The following is an 8,555-nucleotide window of genomic DNA, read 5'->3' on the forward strand; positions in this document are numbered from 1 at the left end:
GGGGATGCGCTGTCGCAAGTGCGGCGCGCCGGCGGTCATCAATATGCCACAGCATAAGTTGGCCCTCTGCGAGGAGCACTACCTCGAGTGGGTGCCGGCGCGCGTCGGGCAAACCATCAAGCGCTTCCGCATGTTCCGCCCGGAAGACAAGGTGCTGGTGGCCGTCTCCGGCGGAAAGGACAGCCTGGCGCTGTGGGATATCCTTTACCGCCTGGGCTATGCCGCGGAAGGGCTGTACATTGACCTGGGCATCGGCGGCGGTTATTCCGCCGAATCCAAGGCCAAGGTGGAGGCCTTCGCCGCCGCGCGCGGGGGTCTGCCCTATCGCGTAGTGGACGTGCGGGAAACGTACGGCTGTTCCATCCCGGAGCTTGCCCGACGCTCCCGGCGCGGCGCCAAAACCTGCTCCCTCTGTGGGCTGGTGAAGCGGCACATCATGAACCGGGTGGCCTATGAAGGGGGCTTTGCCGCCATCGCCACCGGCCATAACCTGGATGATGAGGCGGCCGTGCTGATGCAGAATACCCTGCACTGGCAGGCCGGCTACCTGGGCCGGCAGGCGCCGGTACTGCCCTCCACCCATCCCCACCTGGCGCGCAAGGTCAAACCGCTCTGCCTGATGTACGAGCGCGAGATGGCGGCCTATTCCCTGGTGCGGGGCATTGATTACATCTACGACGAATGCCCCTACGCCGTCGGCGCCAAGACCATTTTCTACAAGGAACTGCTGAATCAGCTCGAGGGGCGTTCGCCGGGCGCCAAACTACATTTTTACCTCTCCTTCCTCAAGGCGAAGGAGGAGGGGACGATCCGCTTCGCCGAGGAGGAAGCGGTGCAGATGCAGGACTGCCGGCGCTGTGGCCAGCCCACCACCGCCGGCGACCTGTGCGCCTTCTGCCGGCTGTGGGAGCGGCCGGAGATGGCGGTTTGCGGGCCGGCGGATGAGTTCGAAGCATAATTGGGGACGACGATGAACCGGGATATGGAGAGCCGCAGAGCCTACCGCTATTTCGACTTGATCATGGCCCTTTTCGTAGCGGTACTGCTGATCAGCAATGTCGCCAGTAGTAAAATACTGAACCTGGGCCCCTTTACTTTCGACGGGGGGACCATCCTCTTTCCCATCAGCTATATCTTCGGCGACATCCTGACCGAGGTCTACGGGTACCGCCGCTCCCGGCGCGTCATCTGGACCGGGTTCGGGTGTTCGGCGCTGGCGGCGCTGACCTTCATGATCGTAGGGGCGCTTCCGCCGGCCAGCGGCTGGGAGCACCAGGAGGCCTTCATGGCCATCCTGGGGCAGACCCCCCGCATCGTCATCGCCAGCCTGGTGGCCTACTTCGCCGGCGAGTTCTCCAACTCCTACGTCCTGGCCAAAATGAAAATCCTGACCAGAGGCCGCTGGCTCTGGACGCGCACCATCGGCTCCACCCTGGTGGGCGAAGGGGTGGATACCCTGCTGTTCGTCACCATCGCCTTTGCCGGCACCCTTCCCACCAGCCTGCTCTTCAGCGTCATCCTGTCCAATTATATCTTCAAGTGCGGGGTGGAAGTGATGGCAACCCCGCTGACCTATCAGATTGTGCGCTGGCTGAAGCAGGCCGAGCAGGAAGATTATTTCGATTACGGCACGGACTTCAACCCGTTTAAGTTCGGCACCAGTTGAGAGAGGCGCGGGATATGGAACACGAGGATGCCGGCACGCTGGATATCGAGGAAAAGCAGAGCACCATCGAGCCGGCGGCGGAGGAAGTGCCCTGGTACGAGGAGCCGCTCCCGCCGGATCACCGCTCCGGGTTCGTGGCGGTGGTGGGCCGGCCCAATGTGGGCAAATCCTCCCTCATGAACGCCTATCTGGGCCAGAAGATCGCCATCGTCACCCCAAAGCCCCAGACCACTCGCAACCGTCTGCTGGGCATCCTGACCCTGCCCAACGCCCAGATCGTCTTTGTGGACACGCCGGGCATCCATCAACCACGCCATAAGCTGGGCCAATATCTGGTGGCGGCGGCCACCAGCGCCGTGCCTGAGGCGGACGTCATCGTCTTCATGGTGGACCTCTCGGTGATGCCGACGGACGAGGACCGCATGGTGGCCAATCTGCTGGCGCGCAAGAGCCAGGCGCCGGTACTGCTGGCGATGAATAAGGTGGACCTGTTGAGGCCGGCGGACATCCAGCACCATGCCGAGGCCTACCTGGCCCTGGGCCAATTCGATGACTGGATCCTTACCTCCGTCACCCGCGGCGACAACCTGGACAAACTGCGGGAGATGATCATCGCGCGCCTGCCCTTCGGCCCGCGCTATTATCCGCCCGACCAGATCACTGACCAGGAAGAGCGCTTCATGGCGGCGGAGCTGATCCGAGAGCAGGTGCTCCTGCACACCTATGAAGAAGTACCCCACGGTGTGGCGGTGGTGGTGGAGGAGTTCAAGGAGCGCCGGCCAGACCTCACCTACATCAGCGCGGTCATCTACGTCGAGCGCGAGAGCCAGAAGGGCATCATTATCGGCGCCAAAGGCGAGATGCTCAAGCGCATCGGCACCGCCGCCCGTCGGGAGATCGAACATTTCCTCGGGCACCAGGTGTACCTGGAATTATGGGTAAAAGTGCGCAAAAAGTGGCGGCAGGACGAACGGCAGTTGCGCTATTTCGGCTACAAAATGCCCTGAAAATGTCCGCCCCTAGAAAGGCTGTTAGATGAAACGTCGTCCGAATGTGATTCTGGTAGTGCTGGACACCCAACGAGTGGATCGGCTGTCCTGCTACGGCTACACGCGTGAGACCAGCCCATCTTTGGACCAGTTTGCGGAGCGCGCCACGCTGTTCGAGCAGGCCATATCGCCGGCGCAGTGGACCATCCCCGCCCATGTGTCCATGTTTACCGGCCAGTATCCCCTCCTGCACCAGACGGTGCAGTCCGACCGGGCCATCCCGCCCACCCTGCCCACCATCACCGAGATCCTGCGGGACCACGGCTATCTCACCTTCGCTTTCTGCAACAACCCGCTGGTGGGGGTGCTGAACAACGGCATTCAGCGGGGGTTTGACCGCTTCTATAACTACGCCAGCTTTGTGCCGGATGTGGTGCCGGCGCCCAAAGTCGCGCCCAACCCGGTGGCACGGGGCGTTGAGGCCGTGCGCAGAGGCATTGCCCAGGCAGTGCACGCCATCGAGCGGCAGTTCGGCAAGTCGGAGCGCCTGCTGGCCCTCTCGCAGGAGTCCTTCTTCGTGCCCTTCTGGTCGCGGCTGGGCAACTTCAAGGGGGATGTGATCCGCTCCATGCGCGATGTGGAGCGCTATGTGCGCGCCTTTTACCCCGACTCAGACGAGACCCCCTTCTTCATGTTCATCAACCTGATGGAGACGCACCTGCCTTATTGGCCGGCGCTGCCCTTCGTGCGCAAGTATGCCCAGTGGGTCAGCCGGGACAAAGAGGCGCGGCGCTTTATCAGCCGCTTCAACACGCAGGCCTACCGCTGGGCCACCCCCATCGTCCAGCCCCTCAGCGACATGGAACTGGCCGCCATCCAGGCCATGTACGACGCCGAGGTCGCCTTCCAAGACCATCATCTCGGCCGGCTGTTCGATACCCTCAACGACCTGCACGCCTGGGACGATACCCTGGTCATCGTGGTGGCGGACCATGGAGAGGGGTTCGGCGAGCACCACTACATGGGCCACGCCTTCACCCTGTTCCAGGAAGTGGTGCACGTGCCGCTGGTGGTGCACTTCCCAGGCGGGGAATTCGCCGGCCGGCGCATCGCCGAACCGGTCTCCACCCGCCGCATCTTCCACACCATCCTGGAGCATGCCGGCATCCCCTCCGAGGACCCGCTGGGCACCGCCGAGGAGCTGAGCCTGCGCTCCACGGTACGGGGGCGCACGCCGGCCCGCGAGCGGGTCATCTCCGAGGCCTATTCCCCCACCAACTTCGTCAGCGTCATCGAGCGCCGTGATCCGGAGATATTGGAGCCGTACAAGTGCCTGTCCCTGTGGCGCGCCCTCTATGCCGGCTATGACAAGCTCATTGCCGTGGACGACGCCCCGGATGGACTGTATGACCTCCGCACCGATCCGCTGGAGCGCCGCAACCTTATCCAGACGTCCCCCAAGGCCAGCCGGCTCTTCGACGAACTGCACCGCTTCACCGAAGAACAGGAACATTTCGCCTTTGAGGCGGCCCATGCTGGCACGTACCGGGCGGAAGAGGAAGAGGAGATCCGCCGGCGGCTGCGCGGCCTGGGGTATATGGATTGAGCGCCGGCCCGCCGGCGTCTCTCGAAAGGAGGACCAGCATGTATCTTCTGCTGGTAGTGCTGGAGGATGTGGACATCCTCCCGAAACTATTAGATCGCTGGCACGCCATCGGCATCCCAGGCACCACCATCGTGCGCAGTATGGGGGGCTATCACGCCATTTCCTGGCTGGAGCGCCTGGGCCTGACTGTGCTGGGCAGGGAGGTCGAAGAGGAGACACAACAGCGTCTTCTCATCTCCGTGATCCCCGACGAAGAACTGCTGGAACAGGCCATTGCCGAAGCGGAGCAGTTGGTCGGGAGCTTTGACCGTCCCCACAGCGGCATCCTCTTTGTCCTGCCGGTACTGCGCACGCTGGGCGTGCATAAGCGCCGGCCGCCCTCCCCGGAGGAGCTGGCGGCCACCGCGCCGGCGCCCCCGCCGACGGCAGAGCGGGAGCGCATCCGCTGTATCCCGATCTCCCAGGTGCTCTCCATGCGCCCGATTCAGCCGGCCATCGTCCACCCCGATGATTCCCTGATGAGCGTGGCGCAGGAGATGATCCGCCATCCGGATGCGCGCCTGGCCTGTGTGGTCAATGAGGAAGGCCGGCTCATCGGCATCATCCGCGCCCAGCTCCTGGCCAGCGAACTGCTGATGCACATCATGCCGGAGGAATTCCTCCAGCAAATGTCGGAGCTGGAAGAGGCGCTGGAATATGCCTCGCTGTTCAAGGCCCGCAGTGCCGGCGACCTGATGGAGGAGCCAGTCTTCGTCCATGCCGGCGATCCCCTCCGAGAAGCCTTTGCCAAACTGCACAAGCACAAACTGCCCGGCCTGCCGGTCGTGGACCAGACCCGCCATGTCATCGGCTATGTGGACACCCTGAATATGCTCGCCCTGGTTACCGCCGGCGAACTGCCCCCCTGCTCCGAGAAGCGCCCATGACCTTCCCCGCCATCTTCACCGCCGTCATATTTGTCCTGGCATATGCCATCATTGCGACCGAGAGGCTCCACCGCACGGTCGTGGCGCTGGCCGGCGGCATGCTCCTGATCCTCGCCGGCATCCTCTCCCAGGAAGAGGCGTTCTCCGCCATTGACTTCAACGTCATCTTCCTGCTGGTCGGAATGATGGTCATCGCCGATATCATGAGTGAGACCGGCGTGTTTCAGTGGATCGCCGTGCAGTCGGTGAACGCCGGCCGCGGCCGGCCGCTTCTCATCATGGCGATGCTGTGCCTGGTCACCGCCGGCGCCTCCGCCATCCTGGACAACGTCACCATTGTGGTGCTCATCGCGCCCATCACGCTGTTCATCGCCTCCGCCCTGCACGTCAGCCCTATCCCGTTCCTCGTGGCGGAGATTATGTCGTCGAACATCGGCGGCGCGGCGACCATTATCGGCGACCCGCCCAACATCCTGGTGGCGAGCGCGGCCAACCTGGACTTCCTGACCTTCGTCGGCAACATGCTCCCCATCACCCTAGTGTGTCTGGGAACGCTTATCGGCATATTGGCTCTGGAGATCCGACGCGAGATTGACCCCACCCCGGTCGTCTCCCACCTCGATGCCAGCGGCCTTATCACCGACCGACGCTTACTGCGTCAATCCCTTGTCGTCATGGGCCTGGTGCTGGTCGGGTTCATCTTCCATGGTATGTTGGGGCTGGAGCCGGCTACCATCGCCATGGCCGGCGCCTCTCTGCTCCTCATTATCACCCGCCGAGACCCCTTTGAACACCTGCGCGAGGTGGAATGGACCACGCTCTTCTTTTTCATCGGCCTGTTCATCATGGTGGAGGCCATGGTCAAGACCGGCATCATCACTGCCATTGCCGGCGCTGTCCTGAATATCACCAAGGGAAACCTGCGGCTGACCGCCAATCTCCTGCTGTGGTTTTCCGCCCTGTTCTCCGGCATCGTGGACAATATCCCCTACACAGCCACTCTGATCCCTCTGGTACAGCAGTTGGGGAAGGTCATGCCGGCGGGGCCGCTGTGGTGGGCGCTGGTTATGGGGGCAGACTTCGGGGGAAACCTGACGCTGGTGGGGGCTTCGGCCAATTTGGTGGTGGCGACCGTCGCCCAGCGAGCCGGCTATCCCATTTCCTTTAAACGCTACCTCTCATACAGTCTGATCAGCACGCTGGCGGTGCTGTTGCTCTCCACGCTGTACCTCTGGCTGCGCTATTTGCTCTGACAGCACTGCGGCGGGCAAACGGGCAGGCGAATCGCGAAACAGCTCCCCTCACCCAGCCGGCTCTCCACTCGAATGTAGCCGCCGGCGCCTTCTACGGCGCGCCGCACCAGCGTCAGGCCAAGGCCGAGGCCGGCATAACGCCGTTCCACCCGGTCGTCCGCTTGGTGGAACGGGTCGAACAGCCGCTCCAGCTCGGCCGGCGAGATGCCAATGCCGCGGTCACGGACCTGCACCTCCACCCAACCGCCGAACGCATCGCGCAGTACCTCCACCCGGATGGTCACCGGCTGGTCCGCCGGCGAGAACTTCACCGCATTATCCACCAGGTGCCACAGCACCCGCTGGAGCAGTTTGCTGTCAAAGACTACCTCTGGGACCGAGCGTTCTCCCTCCAGACAAAACGCAACCCGGCCGCCGTAGCGTCGTTGAATGAGCTGAATGACCATCTGGATGACACCCCACACCTCAGTGCAGGAGAAGGGGGTCTGCGCTCCCCACATCGGGAGGGTGTTGTACATGTGAAGGTCATCCAACAGATTCTGCAGGTGCAGGGCCTGTTCGCGGGCGCTCTGCAGGCAGTGCTCCCATGTGGCCTGGGGGACGTCGCTGGTCATCAGCAGGTACTGGACGAAGCCAAGCACACCTGCAAGCGGTGTGCGCAGTTCATGGTGGAGGTTGTGCAGGGCCTCATAGCGCCAGCGTTCCAGGTACTGCTGGCGGGAGGCGTCGCGCCCGATCACCAGATAGCGCCGGCCGGCCTCCAGCGGGAAGACACGCACCATCAGATGCACCGGCCGCCCCGCCCCGGTGTCAACCTCCAGGATGAACGGCCCCCGGTCTCCCGCCCGAGCACGCGCCAGGATAATAGGGGCGAACGGGAAGGGGTCAGGGAGCTGGTCCTCTGGCGGAGAGGGGAAATATGCCGGCGCTGTCTCCCGCACATGCCTCATCCCCGGGGAGCGGCTGATGCGGGACAGCTCCCGGCCGGCGCGGTTGGCCAGCTCCACCTGTCCCTCCGCGTTGAGGATGAAGATGATCTCGGAAGTATGGTCCAATAAGGAGCGCAGGTAGAGGCTCTGCTGGCGGTAGCCTTCCAGCAGGCGCACCCGGTCGATGCCGGCGGCCATGTGGTCGGCGAACGCCGTGACAAGCTGGACGTCCTGTGCATCGAAGGCGGCCGCCGGCCGGCGGTACACAGTGAAAACCCCGAAGGCCCCGCTGTCCGTCCGCAGTGGCACGCACAGCGCGGAGCGGTAGGGGGATATGCGTGCGTTCTGCCGGCGGTACAGCCGCTCATCCGACGGGATATCGTGGATCAGGACCGGCTCATTGCGCAGGAGGGCTTTCCCGCTGATGCACAGCCCCACCGGCGCACAGCGTGGCTCCAGGGGCTGGGGCAAATTGCGCGAGGCACGGCATTCCAGCGTTTCACCGTCCGGTGACAGTATCTCCACCGCACAGGCATCGATGTCCAGCGCTTCCAGCGACAGGTCCAGCACCGCATCGTAGATGCTCTCCTCGCTTTGCTCCCAGGCGATGGCCGAGCCCAATCCCACAGCCACGCGCCGCCATCTCTCTTCCATAGAGCGAACAGAGGCATACAGATCCGCGTTTTCCAGGGCGACCGCCGCCCAATCGCAGATTGCCCGGGCCAGTTCGACGTCCTCTGGCCCGAATGTCCCTTTTGACTTGTCCAGACAGAGCAGGACGCCGATAACCTGTTCGCCGCGCTGGAGCGGAAGGGCAAGGATACTGTGCGGCGGTACACCGGTCAGCCAGCCGGCGATGTACGGGTCGTACCAGCCGGAGACAGTGGTATCGGGAATGCAGACCACTTCCCGCCGGCGCGCCACCCACTCCGACAGCGTGCCGGCCAGGGGGCGCGTCTGGCCGAGATAATCCGGCCGGTGGGGGCCCAAGATCTCCCGGATGGTCATGACGCCGGCGCCCAGGTCCACCGCGACGATGACGCCGCGCTCCGCGTGTAGGAATTCCACCGCGCACCCCAGCACGCGCTGTAGAATCTCGCCCATCTCGAGGCTGGCCGTAACTATCTGCCCGATCTGCACAACGGCCTTCAACTGTCGGAGATGACTGTCCAGCTCATGGTCCAAC

At 63.7% G+C, this 8,555-nt stretch carries 7 protein-coding genes; 6 read left to right on the plus strand and 1 reads right to left on the minus strand.

The genetic code is table 11. The features are described 5' to 3' along the window. The first annotated feature begins 4 nt into the window (after window positions 1–4). From H5T60_08190 to H5T60_08215, 6 genes are read left to right on the plus strand one after another with little or no spacing between them, the layout of a single operon-like run. Window positions 5–958: an adenine nucleotide alpha hydrolase family protein gene (locus H5T60_08190; protein MBC7242408.1), complete on the plus strand. Its 954-nt coding sequence runs from the start codon at window positions 5–7 to the stop codon at window positions 956–958. Window positions 959–982: 24 nt separating this feature from the next. Beyond that, window positions 983–1,666 (plus strand): queuosine precursor transporter, encoded by a 684-nt coding sequence (locus H5T60_08195; GenBank protein MBC7242409.1) that lies wholly within the window; start codon window positions 983–985, stop codon window positions 1,664–1,666. A gap of 14 nt (window positions 1,667–1,680) precedes the next feature. Continuing rightward, window positions 1,681–2,673: a GTPase Era gene (gene era, locus H5T60_08200; protein MBC7242410.1), complete on the plus strand. Its 993-nt coding sequence runs from the start codon at window positions 1,681–1,683 to the stop codon at window positions 2,671–2,673. 28 nt (window positions 2,674–2,701) lie between these two features. Next, window positions 2,702–4,261: a sulfatase-like hydrolase/transferase gene (locus H5T60_08205; GenBank protein MBC7242411.1), complete on the plus strand. Its 1,560-nt coding sequence runs from the start codon at window positions 2,702–2,704 to the stop codon at window positions 4,259–4,261. Window positions 4,262–4,299: 38 nt separating this feature from the next. Next, a complete protein-coding gene (locus H5T60_08210; GenBank protein MBC7242412.1) occupies window positions 4,300–5,187 on the plus strand; it encodes a CBS domain-containing protein in 888 nt (295 codons plus the stop codon). Continuing rightward, the gene (locus H5T60_08215; protein MBC7242413.1) at window positions 5,184–6,440 is read left to right on the plus strand and encodes an ArsB/NhaD family transporter; all 1,257 of its coding nucleotides are present in this window, start codon (window positions 5,184–5,186) and stop codon (window positions 6,438–6,440) included. Before H5T60_08210 ends, H5T60_08215 begins: the two co-directional genes overlap by 4 nt. On the opposite strand, the gene H5T60_08220 is transcribed toward H5T60_08215, so the two are convergent. Next, window positions 6,428–8,473: a GAF domain-containing protein gene (locus H5T60_08220; protein MBC7242414.1), complete on the minus strand. Its 2,046-nt coding sequence runs from the start codon at window positions 8,471–8,473 to the stop codon at window positions 6,428–6,430. The two genes, H5T60_08215 and H5T60_08220, sit on opposite strands and share 13 nt — an antisense overlap. Window positions 8,474–8,555 lie beyond the last annotated feature (82 nt).

The organism is Anaerolineae bacterium (assembly GCA_014360855.1).
Lineage (GTDB): Bacteria > Chloroflexota > Anaerolineae > JACIWP01 > JACIWP01 > JACIWP01.

Bases quoted from the DNA above. Each gene is read 5' to 3' on its own strand.
- H5T60_08190 (MBC7242408.1), top strand. From the start codon at position 5: ATGCGCTGTCGCAAGTGCGGCGCGCCGGCGGTCATCAATATGCCACAG.
- H5T60_08195 (MBC7242409.1), top strand. From the start codon at position 983: ATGGAGAGCCGCAGAGCCTACCGCTATTTCGACTTGATCATGGCCCTT.
- era (MBC7242410.1), top strand. From the start codon at position 1,681: ATGGAACACGAGGATGCCGGCACGCTGGATATCGAGGAAAAGCAGAGC.
- H5T60_08205 (MBC7242411.1), top strand. From the start codon at position 2,702: ATGAAACGTCGTCCGAATGTGATTCTGGTAGTGCTGGACACCCAACGA.
- H5T60_08210 (MBC7242412.1), top strand. From the start codon at position 4,300: ATGTATCTTCTGCTGGTAGTGCTGGAGGATGTGGACATCCTCCCGAAA.
- H5T60_08215 (MBC7242413.1), top strand. From the start codon at position 5,184: ATGACCTTCCCCGCCATCTTCACCGCCGTCATATTTGTCCTGGCATAT.
- H5T60_08220 (MBC7242414.1), bottom strand. From the start codon at position 8,473: ATGGGCGAGATTCTACAGCGCGTGCTGGGGTGCGCGGTGGAATTCCTA.